This window comes from Coprococcus sp. TF11-13, assembly GCF_003481085.1.
Lineage (GTDB): Bacteria > Bacillota > Clostridia > Lachnospirales > Lachnospiraceae > Coprococcus > Coprococcus aceti.
The window spans coordinates 169,200-185,959 of sequence record NZ_QUKK01000006.1 but is presented as its reverse complement, the minus strand read 5'-3'; the positions used below and the strand labels follow the sequence as shown (position 1 = coordinate 185,959).

Here is a 16,760-nt window from a genome sequence, read left to right as displayed (position 1 = left end):
TTGTGACATATTCGGTTTATATTACTTTTCCTTGCTGTCATCAAGCAGCTTGGGAGTGTTGGAGTTTAATGGGGATAGTATGCTGCGCCCTATCTGCTTTTCAAGGGATTCACGTGCATTTCTGGCAATATTGCCACCTTGGATGGTAGCATCTGTGGCCTCGGTTATACCTTGAGGATTAGTTGCCTTTGATATCTCTGTTGTTGATATCTCTGCAAGAGCATTCAGGACAAGCTCTGTGTTAGTCATATTGTCTCTGAGATTTTCTTTTTTCAGTCCCTTAAACTTTTTATATTCTTTCACTGTCTTTCCTGACCATGCGGCAGTAAGTATGTTTGTAAGAGAAGCATACTGTCTGGAATCGGTAATTCCGGCACGCCTCCACTCATTGGTCATATCTTTACGAATCTCTATCCCACGCATACGCTGGGCTATCCAATCTTCAGAATATCCTTTGTTGCGGTATGATTCTATAGCACGATCTATAGCAATCTGAGGATCAACTTCCTCGTCCAGACGTTGTTTGCCCACCATTGCCAGCCATTGCTTGAATGGCTCAGCCTTTTTTGACGGAATGGACTGGATAATTCTCAATAACCCATGTGTGTTTGTTGCTTGGATTTTACGCATTTTACCATCAGCGGCTATCATTTGAATAGGGGTACAAATTGTACCCCAGTTAGCTGATAATTCTGGGTCGCGGGATCGTAACTTTTTTACATATTGTTTTGGATCGGAACTATCGGTCAAAACGTCAATTACATCAATTATGGAAAAATACCATTCCTCCTCCTGTGAGTGCCATACTTTTCTGATTTTATCATCATATATAAATTCAAGTTCCTGTTCGCTTAACTCGGGTATATCTGATACCTCAACAGGAGCAGTCGAGGAAGTATTCTCATCATATACATAAAAAAGCATAATAATCACTCCAATCCATTAAAATTTTGCCCTTAACTCCACTACCTTACCAATGATCTTGACAGGTTTATTTTTTATGGTTTCATCGTCAAAATAGAGCGGTGCATAGCTGGGGTTGGTGGAAATCAGTTCCAGTCCTTCTTTATATTTTCTCAGGCGTTTGCACACGGCGTCTTCACCAGCTATTGTAGCAATAACAGTGTCCCCTGTGTCTGCATCATCCTGTTGACGGACAATTACAACGTCGCCGCTGCTGATCTTGGGTTCCATGCTATCCCCCTTTATTCTAAGAGCGTAGAATTCGCCAGTTTTAGCAAGACTTTCGGGTATTTCTTCTGTATCAATAATCTTTTCGGTTGAACAAAATGTTTTGTCACATGATATATAATCAAATACAGGAATTGCATATGCCTCTGATTTCTTTTGGCTTCTTATGATATCTTTTTCTTCCAGAAGATCAGACCTAGAGCAATTGAAAATAGCGCACATGTGGTCAATTTTGTCCATTCGGGGAGACTTTAGTCCGTTACACCAATTTGACACAGTTGCAGTGCTGACATTCATCTGCTTAGCAAAGGCAGCTTGAGTATATTGATATTTATTAAGAAAAAAGAAAAGATTCTTTGCAAATTGGTCATTCATTCTTCTTTCAAATTCTATATCGGACATAGTAATCAACCTCCTTTTGAACAAATTATACACTTAAAGCTAATTTAATACAATATAAAATAAATATAAGTTAACTTATAGTAAAAAATAGCAGCGAGATAAAAAGGGGAACAAACTTTGACATATCCTTCTATTCATTATAAAATTAACCTGATTTTAATCTTTCTCATATTTTAGATTAATCATCGGTTGGTATAGTAATAACATCAGTTGATGATATCAGCAGCAAACGATAAGAAAGATGACAGATCATCGGAAGACGATGAAACTAAGATAATGAGAAAGGGTGCAAAGATTATGGATAAACTGGAAAAGGTAGAAAAGTTAAGAGAAAAAACAGGCGTAAGTTACGAGGATGCAAAGAATGCGCTTGAGGCATGCGATTATGATCTGCTGGATGCGATCATTTATCTTGAGAAGCTGGACAAGGTGAAAGCCCCTGAGGTGGAGAGCTTTACCACAGGCGCAGAGCAGCAGACATCAACAGAGTTCGAGCAGGCACAGCAGACATATACAAATGACTGCAATAAAGTGACGTTTGGACAGATGATGGACAAATTTTTCAAATGGTGCGGCAAGGTGTTAAAGAAGAGTGTGGATAGCACATTCATAGTAGAACGCAGAGGCCAGACCATGATAAACGTTCCGGTTCTGGTGCTTGTGATCGCACTCATACTTGCATTCTGGGTAGTGCTTCCACTTCTTGTTGTAGGTCTCTTCTGTGAGTGCAGGTACCATTTTGAAGGAATTGGTGACATCAACGTAAACCTTAATAGCGCATGTGACAAAGTAGCCGACTCAGTAGACAACCTTAAGTCCGACGTCAATAACAAGCGTCCGTCATAAAAGAAAGGAAAAAGATATGGCACAGAAGATTCTCATTGTGGAGGATGAAGAGAAAATTGCAAGATTTGTGGAGCTGGAGCTGCTGCATGAGGGATACGAGGCGGAGAAGGTATTTGATGGAAGAACAGGGTTGGACAAAGCTCTGTCCGGTGGCTTCGACCTCGTGGTGCTGGATGTGATGCTTCCGGGACTCAACGGTCTGGAGGTGCTTCGAAGAATCCGCAAGGAGAGTGATGTGCCGGTCATCATGCTGACCGCGAGAGATGCGGTCATGGACAAGGTATCTGGTCTTGATGCCGGTGCAGACGATTATCTCACCAAGCCATTTGCCATAGAGGAGCTGCTTGCCAGGATAAGGGTTGCGTTGAAGAGACGCGGAGTTGCGGAGGTTCACACACACAGGATAGAGATCCGTGGAGTGTGCATGGACACCGACAGGCATGAGGTTACAGTGTGCGGCGAGATAGTTGAGCTGACAAACAGGGAATTTGAGCTGCTCAGGACGCTCATGGAAAACAAGGACATCGTTATGGACAGGGAAAAGCTGCTGAATGCGGTGTGCGGATATGATTACCTGGGAGAGACCAATATCATAGATGTGTATGTGAGGTATCTGAGAACAAAGATAGATGACAGATTTGGAGTTAAGCTGATCACCACCGTCAGAGGCGTCGGATATGTTATCAGAGAATGACCATTTTGGATGCCAGGATAGAGCAGATAGATATGTGACAAGCCGGATATCGTAGCAGAGCAAACAGATATGTGACAGACCAGCGCCGCATGACACGGATACGCACAGATAGAGAGAAAATACATGGGAAAGAAAACTAACGAAAACAAAAGAATGTCATCGATAGCCAGAAGGATCAACATGAGCTTCTGGCTCAAAGAACTGGGCAATGTGATACTTATAGATATCGTCATTGCCTTTCTTATTGTAAGTGTATTTGCTGTGTGGGGCAGGAAACAGCTGCCACAGGGCGTGGGTGGAATGAGATATTACGTTGAGAAAAATGAAGATGGCGGAGCGTATGAATATATAATAGAAGGGTCAGATGAGAAGAAGTACAGATATGACGTTAAGATCCTTTGGGATATCATAGAGATTCCGGGCGTTATATTGCTGGGGATGGAGACTATAGTATTGTTTGTTGCGTTGTTCAGGACAGCGGATGTCAGAAGAAGATTGAAACCGCTGAATGATCTGGCGGTGACGGCGGAAAAACTCAGCAAGGAGCCTATGGATCACAACAAGATAGACGATCTGGAGAAAGCCATATCCCATCTGTCCGCGGATGACGACGAGCAGGTTATACATACCGGAGACAAGGATCTTCAGAGTATAGAGATCGCGCTCAACAATCTGCTCAGGAATATGAAGGAGAATGAGAAACGTCAGATGAGATTTGTGTCGGATGCTTCCCACGAGCTCAGGACGCCTATCGCGGTGATCCAGGGATATGTGAACATGCTCGACCGTTGGGGGAAGGAGGATGAACAGGTTCTGGGAGAGTCCATAGAGGCGCTGAAAAATGAATCCCAGCACATGAAGGAGCTTGTGGAACAGTTGTTATTCCTTGCAAGGGGCGACAGTGGAAGGCAGCACCTGAACATGGAGAAAACCGATCTCAACCGCATGGTAAGTGAAGTGTGGGAGGAGTCCATGATGATAGACGAGAGCCACAGATATGAGTTCCGTGGTACTGAGAATGAGGCGTGTGTGCTCGGCGATGTGGCGATGATCAAGCAGTCCGTCAGGATATTTGTCCAGAACGCGGCGAAGTATTCTGAACCCGGCACGGCCATAATACTTGGTGTAAAAGAGGAGCCCGGTTATGTCAGTTATATGATAGAGGACGAGGGAACCGGAATGAATCCGGGCGATCTGGCTCATATATTTGACAGATTTTACCGCTCGGATGAGGCCCGGAATAATGAGACCGGAGGCTCAGGTCTTGGCCTGTCCATCGCTAAATGGATCGTGGATGCCCACGGAGGCACCATACAAGTCATATCCAGAGCGGATATAGGATCAAGATTTGTTGTGAGATTCCCTAAAATTGCTTAAAAAGAGAGGTTGCATATATTTATTGGTAATCTGAGTATCTGTGGTTGCTGAACAATCCCAGAATACAGCCTGCACTTCCTAAAATTATGTATTCTTTCATAAAAGAGGCGAGAGTCTTAACTGAGTGAACATCAATATACCATGGTATGATAGCATTAAAGAGATTTCCTCCGCTAAGAGACAGGATGATCAGTGTAAATGATAAAATGATGGCTATGGTGATGTTCTTCGCTGTATATACTGTGCCGTAATATAAACCGCAGAAGCAATATATTATAATAAGATTTTTGGCTATAAATCTTTCTGGGTAGAGAATTGTCCTGAAGAACAACAACGATGTTATGGCACACATTAATAAAGACAGGTATAAAAATGGAATAATTGTTTCTACCCATTTTATTCTGTGGGCTATGTAAAAAAGTTCCCGGCTTGGGCTATATACAAACGGCATAAAGGTTATTGTATATAGCAGCATAACGCACACAGGATATGCTATGCAGTAACACTGCTGCAGTGCGTTTTCTTTATCCTGCAGATCAAGGGGTTTCATCATCATAAAGCCCGTAATAGCAGCTAAAACAGCTAAAATTACACAGAGTATCATTCCCTTACGCAATATAAATAGTGAGTTATGTATTCTTTGCACCATAGTTACACTCCGTTCCTGTAAGACTTAAGAATATACATGTATCCATCTTCCAAAGTGGGATCAGCTGATGCAGGCTCTGAGGTATCAATAGAAGGGGAAGCCCAAAGCCTGGTCATGGCTGTTTTGATTCCGTCTGTAGTGTCTTTTGCAATTATATAGCCTTGATCGATAATTTCTATATAATCACACAAAAACTCCGCATCGTCTACGATGTGTGTGGATATAATAATTATCTTGTCATCACAATTGGTTTGTTTTATAAGATCCCTGAATCTGAGTCTTTCCTCAGGATCAAGACCTGCTGTCGGTTCATCGCATATTATTATAGGGGGATTGCCAAGAAAAGCCTGGGCGATTCCAACACGTCTCACCATTCCGCCAGACAGAGTATGAGCCTTTTTGTCAATATAACTTGATAAATTGACACTTTCTATAACTGATTCGATGTCTTCATCAAGACTACATGATGAAATACCCTTGGAAAATGCAATATAACGCATACATTCTCTTACGGTCATTCCGGGAAAAAGGCCAAATTTCTGAGGCAGATACCCGATATCAACAGAATGTATATTTGCTCCGTTCAGGAGAATGCTTCCGGTAGCTGATGGATATAACCCAATAAGGGATCTCATGAATGTGGTTTTGCCGGCACCATTAGGACCGAGTAGTCCGTGTACTCCTGATTCAAAATTACAGTTTAAATTGTGAAGAATTGTGTTCCCTCCCAAAGTAGTTGTCATATTTTTTATTTCCAGCATAATAATCCCCCTTTATCTGAACGGATACAAGTTACTTTATTCTGTTGTTTCAGTGATGCCAAGTTCGTCGTATACATCTTCCTGAATCTTTTGAAGTTCCTCATCGGTGAGAATTGAATCAATATTGTACCAATTACCTGTCTGTATATAATTGGTGTAGTAAATATCCAAATTACCTGCAGCATCAAACATCACCATGTCAGAACCATACATATATGCATTTCTGTGTATTGGTTGTATCAGGATTGTTTTCCCGATAAGGGAATAATCAGTTGCCTTTTCTTCAGGTGTATAGTTTATATATTTTTTTATCTGGCTTGTTATGTAGTGGTTTCGACTCGGATCGGTGTCCGCGCCAATATATGGGAAAATGTATCGCACATTATCAATAATCTGTTCTCTCCAAAATATGCCGGAAACAATGCTTAGCTGATCACTGAAACCACTGAACGTGTCACCGGACAAGCTGAGATTGCTATACGTAGTAAAATCAGAGTATATGGATACTGTGAACCTGCTCAGATCCTTAGGAAGCCGGCAATATCCGTTTTGAAATAAGTCTCCATTTCCAGCAATTGGGTAATACGGGAAGTTCCCAGGAAGATATGCACCATTTTCCCCTGTGTAGCAAATATTGTAGGATTTTCCTGTATACTTTATGTATATGGATGAGAGATTGCCGGTTTCGTTGTATATGCATAGCTTATTCCCATTTCTGCTATAGCGGATAGCATTATCCTGATCATCTGCTATATAGTCGATATTGTAATCTTTACAGAGTATAAAATGGTATTCAGGGAGACTGGTGTCTGATAGCTGCATATACATATCTGCGATCAAATTCTTCCTTATGTCAAAATGTATGTTATACTCTGTAACATAAAAATCTATTTCCTTTGTTGGAGTAAGTAATTCCTGTTCATTTGCAAATAAATCCGAGGAATCGTCTGCGTATCCAGGGTTACTACCATTATATGGGATGTTGCAGATATAAATAAAGGAAAACGAGCATAACACTGAAAATATGGTGGCAAAAATCAAAGATAACTTCTTGTATCTGAAGAAATTTGTGATCAAATATACGGAGATCACGCCAAATACTATATACAAAGGTTTGGACAGAAAATGTATATTTACAGGAATTAAAGCTGCTTCATCTGGAATATAAGTAAGAGAAGCACAGAATATATTGGATATTTCCTGTATACTGCCGATTTTATCTTCCGCAGGAAAGGTGAACTTACCCGATTGCAATATGGCAACTATAGTGAACCCAAATAATGCAAGATAGGCAAGGATAGTATTGTTGATATACGATATGATGAGCCCTGTCATAACCGCACAAGTGTTAACCATAAATACATGTGTGAAAATAGCCTTAATTGTATATATATAAAAGTCTGCAGAGGAAGAACCTGACAGTATACAAAGGCATATACATAGAACTAACATGCACATACATAATAAGACATTTATGATAGAGAGAATAAGCAGTTGCTGTGATTCTCTTTTAATTGATGACATAGTGTATGTGCTTATGCTCTCTACCATATTGGTTTTTTTTACGATAGATGTGTATTCAAAGGACAAGTACAAAAACAGAATATAATAATATATGGAATTTCCAAGCATCATATCTGTATGTTCAACTATATCAATGTAGTTAAATTCTCTAAGCAGACTGTCTTCAATGAATTTGTATACTGAGTATAAAATACAAAATATGATCGCAGCGATGGAAGGCCAAAAGCATTGTGGAGTTTTCCTGAATAATATGTAATTCTGTTTAAGCATTACCTGATTCCTTTCAATATTTTAATAATAAGTATAACTACTTTACCTCCCATCATTAATAAATTATAATTAGTAAAGTTTAGTTGCTCTAAAATTTACGTAAGTTGTATTAATTGGTAAATGAAAGGCGGAAGATGTTAAAAGTTGCTATATGTGATGATGAGCAGAAGGATATAGACATTGCAGAAAAATGCATATTGGAGTATTCGTTTAAACACAATCTGGATATTGAATGCGCCAACTACAGGACGGGGCAGGAATTGCTGGACAAGATGGAATCTGGTGAACATTATGATTTTTTTGTCTTTGATGTGGAAATGGAGAAGGAGGATGGAATATATATCGCCTCAATTATCCGAAAAAGATACGACAAAAATGCAATTATCATTTTTGTAAGCAATTACCCGGGACATATGGGACGGAGCTTTTCTGTGCATGCATATAATTATATTCAGAAACCTCTTAAATATATAGAGTTGGAACAAGTATTATCTCAGGTTTTGCGTGAGATAAGGAACATGGAGTTTAACAAGTTGATTGTGCCAGCGGCAGATGGAGAAAGAGTTGTTAATATATCTGATATTATGTATATAGAAACCTCAAGAAAATTTCAAAAGAGTGTAGATATTCATTCTGCAAAAGAGATTATACAGGTTACAGGAAATTTAAAAAAATGGTTTAACTTGTTAAAGGACAAAAGGTTTGTATACAGCTTTAAGGGGTATATTGTAAATATAGATCACATAGTTACCTTGAGAGGCGGGGAGCTTGTTTTGGATAATAACGAGATTATTCCGTTGTCAAGGAAATATGAGGAAGAGGTAAGGAAGAGTCTTATTAATACGGTTATATCAGATGTGGGGAGCATCAGAGGTTAAAGGGTGAGTTATTTAGTATTAATTTTTATATCAGCAATTATGGATGCTGTGACTGTAAAAGTTTATGTAGAGAAATGGTTTGGAAAGCCTCCGCTTAGAATATCGACAATGGCATATTGGGGTATATTTATTTTAACAGAGCTGGCTTCAAGAGGCGGACAGCTTTTCATGATAGATGTGTCACAGGAGAAAGCAATGGTCAGCCAGGTGTCCGCGCATATAGTTATCATGCTCGTATTTATTTGCCTATATGATTCCCGTATAGCTGAATGTATATCTGCGTTTATTATATGGGTATTGGGTTATCTGGTGAGCATCGGTTTATCTGATGTAGTGGTAATTACAACGGATCAGATGCTGTATGACGGTGGAATAACTCATCTGATCTCGGTGATGGATATGTATGCACAGTTTATTATGCTGCCTGTCCTGATCATAATACTGGTAGTGAGAAATTATGTATCAGGTAGATATTCATTTAAACAGTTGGTCATAGTGCTTATAACTCCAATGATAAGTTGTTATCTATACTTGATAATACCAGAACAGATCGTGCTTTTGTCAGGGTACGGATTTATATTTGTGCTGATAATTGTGCTGGTCTTAAATGTTTTGAATTATTATCTGTTTGATAACATGGTGGATAATTATAAATTGAAAAATCAGGTAACAATGCTTGGTTATCAGTTGGAGCATCAGTCGGATAAATATGACCAATTGGTTCTTTCTTATAAGAAAATTGGCAGTATGGTTCATGATACCCAGAAGCATATAAGCTATATAAGGTCATGCATAGAAGAGAAAGAATATGACAGGATAAGAACAGTATGTGATAGATATGAGGAAGAATTAAAAAATAAATATGTTGTTTCAAAAACAGGAAATCTTGTTATTGATACATTTGTGAACAGTGCGTATACATTTGCCCAAAACAATGGCGTGAAATTTCATACGGATTTTAAGTTCGATAAAAATTCAATAATGGTCTCTGACTATGATATGTGTATAATAATAGGGAATCTGCTGGATAACAGTATCAATGCATGTAAGAAACAGAAGGAAAAAGAGGGGGTATATATAAAGCTGGCAATAGTGCAGACAGACCGGCATTTGGTAATAGATGTGAAAAATAGCAGTACACAGTCTGACGTGGGCGGCAGTAAGGATATGACTCATGGATATGGTATACAAAATGTGAAAAATACCATGGACAAGTACAATGGAATAATGGAGATAAAGAATACATATGGGGAATATGAAACACTTGTGCTGATCCCCATAAATCAGGATTAAATGTACATAAACCGCATGCCCCCGCATAGACTGTAAAAACAGAATATGCGGGGGCTTTTTCTTTGAAGGATTACATAGAAGAGCGGGCAATCGAAGCGGCAAATTATATCATAGACACAAGGGCGACTGTGAGACAGACAGCGGACAAGATGGGTATAAGCAAATCAACGGTGCACAAGGATATAACGGAACGGCTGGTCCGTATAAGACCCATGCTGGCGGCCCAGGCCAGGGTGGTGTTGGATGCCAACAAGGCGGAGAGACATATAAGGGGAGGACTTGCCACAAGGGAGAAGTATCTGCATGTCACAAAGTTTTAACATAGCTTATGTTGTATTTTTCTCTGATTTGGGTTAAACTTTTGATGATTGTATAATAGTGGACTAAGTGTGGGCTATTAGAAAATGGCAGTTTAACTATAGATTAGAGGTTAGGATATGAGATTTATTCATGTTTCGGATGTGCATTTGGGGATGATTCCTGACAAGGGAAAGCCTTGGAGCGATGTCCGTGCGAAAGAGATAGAAGAGACATTTGACAGGATCCTGGATATTGCGGAGGAGAGAAAGGTAGATCTGCTCCTCATTGCCGGCAATTTGTATCACAGTGCGCCGAAGGCTGCGGATCTTGCAAAGCTTGATGCCAGACTTGCAAAACTTACAAATACAAGAACGGTGATCATTGCGGGCAGTAGTGATTACATTGAAAGTGGATCTCCATCGGAGAATTATGAGTTCACATCGAACACAGTGCTTCTTCCGGCTGGGGAGTTCAGCAATGCGTATTTTGAAGATATAAATACCTGTGTGACCGGTTTCAGCTATGGACAGGCGGAATACACGGAGGATTTTTCAGAGGGGATAGATGCCCAGACGGAAGGCGCTGTCAATATACTTCTCATGCATGGAGGAGATGCCAGCCACAGTCCATTTAATTTCCGAAAGCTGGCTGACACAGGATTTGACTATGTGGCACTCGGACACCTGAGAAAGCCGAAGCACATGGTGAAGAACCGTATGGCATATCCGGGATCGCCGGAGCCTTTGTCACCTTCTGACACAGGAAAGCATGGCTTTATTTATGGACAGATAATAAACGGAGAGACAAGGATAAAGTGGGAGCCTGTTGCCTGCAGGAATTACATCAACCTTGGACTTGAGATAAAGCCGGAATATACTGACAGACAGATCGAGCATGCTGTTCTGAAACAGATCGATAAGATGGGAACGCAGAACATATATCGGGTTATCCTGAAGGGCCAGAAGGGGCGCGGAGTGAGACCTCAGTTTGATGATGTGTCTCAGGATTACAAGATATATGAGGTTGTGGATAATACGATGTTCGAGTACAATGCTGATGGTCTCAAGAGGGACAATGAGCACAATGTACTTGGAAGATTTATCGCTGAGTTGTCCGGTGAGGATGACGAGGTCAGCAAAAAGGCACTTGAATATGGTCTTGAGGCGATCATAGCAACTGGAGAAAAGTAATGTATATAAATAAACTTTTTTTGAAAGAATTTGGAAAATTCAATAACAAAGAAATAAAGCTGGACAAAGGCTTGAATGTGCTCTATGGAGAGCCCGGAGCCGGCAAGAGTACGATCAGGGATTTTGTGTCCGGTATACTGTATGGTATGAATAAAACCAAGGGCCTTGGATCCCGGGGAGACAATTTTGCATTAAGAAAGCCATCCGGTGGAAATGGATATGCCGGAAAGGCACAGGTGACAAATGCTGGAAAGAGTCATCTTATGGAGAGAAATTTCAACATGTCCACGGACGGTGCAACGCTCACTGATATAGAGAGCGGGAAGGATGAGAGACTTGTGTCTAAGAATTCCTACAGAGGTGTCCTGTTTGATATGGACAAGAGCACATTTGTGGATGCAATGTGTGTTGATCCGCCGGAGGAGATGGGCGAAGATGACAAAGCTTTGTGTGACAGACTCGAGAAGTATCTTCAGAATATGAAGGAGACGGGTTGCAGCGGAATAAACAGAGCAGACGCAGTGGCGTATCTTGAGAATGAAAAGAAGAAATATGACAATCAGAAGTATCTGGTTCAGATAGAAGAGCTGGAAGCCCAGATGGATGAGCTGGGTGAAGTTGATAAGGAGCTTGAAGACATCCGAACTGCCAGACGTGAGGAGCTTGATGCTTATAATATGGAGATCGCACGTTTGAAGAGAGAGGCAAGGCAGCTTGTGAATGAAAAGGATGCTGAGATCCCTGACGAGGATGAGGACAGGGAGCGAAGCAGAATATTCCTTGAGGTTGAAGCTATAGATGATGAGGACGAGCTGAAGGAGAAAAAGAAGCAGGAGAAGAAGGACAAGAAGCTGACGGACAATATATTTGTCATAATGGCAACAGGAATACTGGTTGTTGCGGTGGTCATGCTGGTGGTTCACCTTGTTGGTTTTCAGAAGTCCATACAGCAGCTATTCACGATATGTACGATTGCGTTTGTTGCTATAACCATCATAGATGGATTGTTCAGGAAAGGTGCATTCGACAGTGATAAGCTTCCGTCAGAGGAAGAGTTCAGGAGAACCATATACGAGATGGGAAGAGCAACTGAGTCAAGGACGGTTCGAGTTGAGATAGACAGAGCTTTTCAGGAGGAGCATGACAGGAAGCTTGATATGTTCAAGTTCCAGGAGCATGATGCCATAGAGAAGAGGGATGCCTATTATGAACTCAAGGAGAAGAGAGACGCCATATTTGCGGACTATGATGTTCTTGAGACTGAGAAGAAGGCCATAGATAAGGCTATCAATACCATAATGGACATATCGGAGGAGTTCTCAGGACTGTTTGCCGGTATAGACGGCAGAGTATCGGATATTCTTAGCGCACTCTCCGGTGGACAGTATCAGGAGGCAAAGCTCGATGATGAGATGCATGTTGCAGTGAAAAAGGATGACCATTTCTTCAGGGCGGAATTCCTGGGACATGAGGTCGTTCGTCAGGTGTATCTGGCTGTGCGGCTGGCTGTTGCAGAGATACTTAACAACGAGAAAATGCCACTTGTGTTGGACGATGTGATAGATGTGACCGATGAGAGTCAGCTCACGGGAGTGCTCAAGGCGATGAGTATGGTGAACACGGAGCAGACGATATTGCTTACATCCGATAAGGATCTGGTTAACAGACTTGAGGATATTCATATAGCATGCAATGTGGTGACATTGTAGAAAGTTTCTAATAATAAATAATTAAAAGACCTGCGGAAGCTTGCGATACATGGTATGTATCAGGTGAGCTTCCGCAGGTCTTTTTTGTAAGTCTATAATTGTATATTAGTAATTCTCGTAGTTATCTGAGATAGTGTGCTTCTCCTTGTACTCAGCAATTCTCGCACTGATTCTCTCTGATGGATCAAGAAGATCGCTGAGAGATGCATCGTGGTTGAGGTGATCGATAATGAGTGCTATGTACTTGCTCATGTCGGCTGATACATACCAGTCGCGGTCAGCAAGCTCAGGAAGCTGATAAGTGAGGTTGGTTGTGATGACCTTCTCAATGAGACCTTCCTCGTGACACTTGTCAAATACCTCAAGACCCTTGGTGAAGAGACCAAATGTAGCAAGTGCAAATACTCTCTTAGCCTTTCTTGCCTTGAGCTGCTTGGCAACATCTATCATACTCTCGCCTGATGCGATCATGTCGTCGATGATTATAACATCCTTGCCTTCAACTGAATCACCGAGGAACTCATGGGCAACGATAGGATTACGTCCGTCCACAACTCTTGAGTAATCTCTTCTCTTGTAGAACATACCTACATCTACACCGAGAAGGTTAGCGAAGTAGATCGCTCTGTGCATAGCACCCTCGTCAGGTGATATGACCATCATGTGATCGTTGTTTATTTCAAGATCAGGAGTTGATCTGAGGAGTGCCTTTACAAACTGGTAAGTAGGCTTTACGTTCTCGAAACCGCTCTTTGGAATAGCATTTACAACACGTGGGTCATGAGCGTCAAATGTAACGATGTTGTCTACACCATACTGCTGAAGCTCCTGGAGCATAACTGCACAGTCGAGGGACTCGCGTCCTGATCTCTTGTGCTGACGGCTCTCATACAGGAAAGGCATGATGACAGTGATCTTTCTAGGCTTGTCTGTCATGGCAGAGATGATTCTCTTCAGATCAGCATAGTGATCGTCAGGAGACATTCTCTGAGTCTGGCCACCCATGGTGTATGTGCAGCTATAGTTTCCTACATCAAGCATGATATATATGTCTTTACCGCGGACTGACTCGTTGACAATACCCTTTGCCTCACCTGAACCAAATCTAGGGCAGTCTGCCTTGATAAGGTAAGAGTCCTTCTCGTAACCGTGGAATACGATGCTTGACTTGTTCTCGTTCTGACGGTTCTTTCTCCATTTTACGATATAAGAATCGACCTTCTCTCCGAGAGGTACAATGCTCTTATGAGCAATGATTCCTAAGCTTCCTACAGGTATTGTTTCCAACTTGCTATCGTCTGGCATAATAAAAATCCTCCTAATCTGCTTTCGTTGTCTACCTTTTGTTCCTGGCTATGCTTTTCATTCTTTTTACATAGCGGATGTTATCTCCGTAGAGATTGAAGATGAGATAGCTATCAACTATTCGTGACATGATACGCTCTGTATACCTGTTCTTGAATTCCTGCAGATCAAGATTGGTAGAAATGAGAGTAGACTGTCTCTTGATAGTTCTCGTATTTATAATCTCAAATAACTGAGACAGGACAAATGAGTTGGTGTACTCTGTGCCCAGATCGTCAATTATAAGAAAATCGCAGTTATATATGTAGTCATACAGCATCTTCTGATGCGGTTCATGACCCCCCTTTATTATAATGTCCTGTAAGATATTATCAAATAAATTTATCGCCGACAAGTATAAAACTGTATAACCTTTGTCTAAAAGTTCCTTAGCGATACAATTTGTCAGGAAGGTCTTGCCTGTTCCGGTCTCTCCATATATAAGAATGCCCGGTCTGCTGTCCTGAAAATTCTCTGTGAACTGTCTTGATGCAGACAATATGCTCTGTGCATTCTGGTAAGGAGTGTAATTGTAGCCAGCAATGTGTTCATCTCTGTAGAAATCAGGATTGAAGCTGGCAAAATTCTCCGTCTCCAGCACCTTCTCTATGGTGGACTGCTGGTACAACTGGCTGATGACCATGTGTTTCAGACATGAACATGGCTTACCATCTACATATCCGCTGTCTCTGCATGCGGGGCAGTTGTATATCGGTGCCAGATAATCGTCAGGGTATCCGGTCTGTGCCATGAGCTGATGCTTCTCATCGCGGAGAGCGTGGTTCTTCATGGAGAGTGCTTCTTCATCCACTTCCTGATGCAGTATCCTTGCCCTTGATGCCTGGACGGCACTGTGGGCGATGGCATCGTCGATCTCCTTTATACGAGGGATCCTGGCATATACCTCAGCTTTTCTGTTGTCCTGTCTGCGAAGATTGTCCTGTCTGATCCTGCTCAGCCGGGACAAAATATCATCATAATTTATATTGCCCATAATATGTATATATTACCTCTTGTCAAGATTGAGTTCATCTGCAAGCATCTGTTCCAGCATGTCCAACTGGTTGGACATGTCTGTCTGCTTGAAGTTCGCAAATCCATTCGGATTCCTGGTGGCTGCAGGCTGCGCTGTGGCCGCTGATTTCTTCTTGAGGAACTCCTGATCGAGCAGTTCGACATCCCTAATGGATTGTACACCATTCTTATGCCAGTTTTCAAGAATTCCATTGACATATGCGAAGTTGGCGGACTGTGGCTTGGAGATTATGGCCTTCTCACATGCCAGAAGGATAAGATCCTCTGAGAAATTCATCTCACCTGTCCACGCGTCAATGTATGCGGTCTCTATGCTGGTAGGATTGCTTCTGCGTATTCCGAGTGCAGAGAAGACCTTTCTGTAAAATGGGTTGTAGGCGGAGCTGTCTGCCTTGGCCTTGTCAACCGTGTCGATTCCTTTTTCATACCATGCTATGGCTACGGTCTCCGCATATCTGAAGCTTGCCTTGCCCATGGTCAGACAGTATTCGATCAGATATTCGATGAGCTCCTGGGAGAAGCCAAGCTGGTCGTATATGTATATGAGACTTTCTGATTCAGGCATGGAAAGCGGTCTGCCAAAATATGCCTCTGTCTCAAACATAATATCAGAGAGAACCTCGTCCTCCTGTTTCTTCCTAAGAAATTCTGGTGTAACTGTTATCTTGTCAGGCAGAGTGCGCTCCGGCACCTCGGCCTTGTCTTCATCTGTGATCGTCGCCGTGATCTCGCTGTTGTTATCGTCATCCCCGGTGGAATAATCCATGCCGAGAATAGAGAGGTCGTCAACTCCGCTGTCGGAGGAGCTGCCCTTGTCGTGAAGAGGGAGAAGAGTTATTCCTGTAAGCTCCTTCTTCTTGTTGTAGTTGAGCTTCATAACATCCTGGCTTATCCAGTATTTTATGGCTCTGCAAATATCCTTCTCTGTGAGATTAAAATGATCTGCTATGTTGGCGACAGACACGGGTTTACTGGAAGACATAAGTCTGACCAGATACAGATATACCTTAACAAACTCTCCGCTGGCGGAGGTCATGTAATAGTCTATAAAAAAGTTTGATATAGAGGAATATGTTTCGTTTTTTTCTGTTGTAATAGTAATGTAGCTCATGTCAAAAAACTCCTTGATCATACTCCTGAAATAGCGCATTTCCCTTAGCGCAAATGCATTATAACATGAACTTTTTGGAATGCAAACAGAACATACAGTCGGTTGGGAAAAATGGTGGGGATGTGGATAATGTGGATAATGTGGACGAAAAAGAGACATAAAAATACAAAAGTCATAGTTTAACAG

Annotated in this window: 16 protein-coding genes; 8 read left to right on the top strand and 8 right to left on the bottom strand. The window is 41.6% G+C overall.

Annotated features, from left to right (window positions below):
* Positions 1-21: 21 nt before the first annotated feature.
* Positions 22-924 carry a BRO family protein gene (locus DXD11_RS11035; protein WP_118649579.1) on the bottom strand — a complete coding sequence of 301 codons (903 nt, stop codon included), beginning with the start codon at positions 922-924 and terminating at the stop codon, positions 22-24.
* Between the two features lie 18 nt (positions 925-942).
* Complete coding sequence (locus DXD11_RS11030; protein ID WP_187115862.1) at positions 943-1,593, bottom strand: LexA family protein; 651 nt, start codon at positions 1,591-1,593, stop codon at positions 943-945.
* A gap of 297 nt (positions 1,594-1,890) precedes the next feature.
* Between DXD11_RS11030 and DXD11_RS11025 the strand changes: the two genes are divergently transcribed.
* The 3 genes from DXD11_RS11025 (at position 1,891) to DXD11_RS11015 (ending at position 4,510) form a co-directional block, all read left to right on the top strand.
* On the top strand, positions 1,891-2,439 hold the full coding sequence (locus DXD11_RS11025) for a DUF4342 domain-containing protein (protein ID WP_243105855.1): 549 nt from the start codon (positions 1,891-1,893) through the stop codon (positions 2,437-2,439).
* Positions 2,440-2,455: 16 nt separating this feature from the next.
* On the top strand, positions 2,456-3,133 hold the full coding sequence (locus DXD11_RS11020) for a response regulator transcription factor (protein WP_055147401.1): 678 nt from the start codon (positions 2,456-2,458) through the stop codon (positions 3,131-3,133).
* Between the two features lie 123 nt (positions 3,134-3,256).
* Positions 3,257-4,510 (top strand): sensor histidine kinase, encoded by a 1,254-nt coding sequence (locus DXD11_RS11015; RefSeq protein WP_118649581.1) that lies wholly within the window; start codon positions 3,257-3,259, stop codon positions 4,508-4,510.
* A gap of 19 nt (positions 4,511-4,529) precedes the next feature.
* Here the strand turns inward: DXD11_RS11015 and DXD11_RS11010 are convergent, their stop codons facing one another.
* From DXD11_RS11010 to DXD11_RS11000, 3 genes are read right to left on the bottom strand one after another with little or no spacing between them, the layout of a single operon-like run.
* Entirely contained in the window at positions 4,530-5,159 is a 630-nt protein-coding gene (locus DXD11_RS11010; protein ID WP_118016973.1) for a hypothetical protein, read from the bottom strand.
* 2 nt (positions 5,160-5,161) lie between these two features.
* Positions 5,162-5,920 carry an ATP-binding cassette domain-containing protein gene (locus DXD11_RS11005; protein ID WP_118758394.1) on the bottom strand — a complete coding sequence of 253 codons (759 nt, stop codon included), beginning with the start codon at positions 5,918-5,920 and terminating at the stop codon, positions 5,162-5,164.
* 36 nt (positions 5,921-5,956) lie between these two features.
* The gene (locus DXD11_RS11000) at positions 5,957-7,714 is read right to left on the bottom strand and encodes a hypothetical protein (RefSeq protein ID WP_118758393.1); all 1,758 of its coding nucleotides are present in this window, start codon (positions 7,712-7,714) and stop codon (positions 5,957-5,959) included.
* A 134-nt stretch (positions 7,715-7,848) separates the two neighbouring features.
* On the opposite strand from DXD11_RS11000, the gene DXD11_RS10995 reads away from it, so the two are divergent.
* The 5 genes from DXD11_RS10995 (at position 7,849) to DXD11_RS10975 (ending at position 13,084) form a co-directional block, all read left to right on the top strand.
* The gene (locus DXD11_RS10995; protein WP_118016971.1) at positions 7,849-8,592 is read left to right on the top strand and encodes a LytR/AlgR family response regulator transcription factor; all 744 of its coding nucleotides are present in this window, start codon (positions 7,849-7,851) and stop codon (positions 8,590-8,592) included.
* Positions 8,593-8,595: 3 nt separating this feature from the next.
* Positions 8,596-9,885, top strand: a complete 1,290-nt coding sequence (locus DXD11_RS10990; protein WP_147343973.1) for a sensor histidine kinase — start codon at positions 8,596-8,598, stop codon at positions 9,883-9,885.
* A 62-nt stretch (positions 9,886-9,947) separates the two neighbouring features.
* Complete coding sequence (spoIIID, locus tag DXD11_RS10985) at positions 9,948-10,205, top strand: sporulation transcriptional regulator SpoIIID (protein WP_055222251.1); 258 nt, start codon at positions 9,948-9,950, stop codon at positions 10,203-10,205.
* Between the two features lie 117 nt (positions 10,206-10,322).
* Positions 10,323-11,375, top strand: a complete 1,053-nt coding sequence (locus DXD11_RS10980; protein WP_022217036.1) for a metallophosphoesterase family protein — start codon at positions 10,323-10,325, stop codon at positions 11,373-11,375.
* A complete protein-coding gene (locus DXD11_RS10975) occupies positions 11,375-13,084 on the top strand; it encodes an ATP-binding protein (protein ID WP_118758392.1) in 1,710 nt (569 codons plus the stop codon). The genes DXD11_RS10980 and DXD11_RS10975 overlap by 1 nt, the downstream gene beginning before the upstream one ends.
* Before the next feature lie 105 nt (positions 13,085-13,189).
* On the opposite strand, the gene DXD11_RS10970 is transcribed toward DXD11_RS10975, so the two are convergent.
* Genes DXD11_RS10970 through DXD11_RS10960 form a run of 3 tightly spaced genes read right to left on the bottom strand, consistent with a single transcriptional unit; the run spans position 13,190 to position 16,574 of the window.
* Positions 13,190-14,389: a ribose-phosphate pyrophosphokinase gene (locus tag DXD11_RS10970; RefSeq protein ID WP_117550099.1), complete on the bottom strand. Its 1,200-nt coding sequence runs from the start codon at positions 14,387-14,389 to the stop codon at positions 13,190-13,192.
* A 31-nt stretch (positions 14,390-14,420) separates the two neighbouring features.
* Entirely contained in the window at positions 14,421-15,422 is a 1,002-nt protein-coding gene (locus DXD11_RS10965; protein WP_015534566.1) for an ATP-binding protein, read from the bottom strand.
* A 12-nt stretch (positions 15,423-15,434) separates the two neighbouring features.
* Positions 15,435-16,574, bottom strand: a complete 1,140-nt coding sequence (locus DXD11_RS10960; RefSeq protein ID WP_118758413.1) for a DnaD domain protein — start codon at positions 16,572-16,574, stop codon at positions 15,435-15,437.
* Positions 16,575-16,760 lie beyond the last annotated feature (186 nt).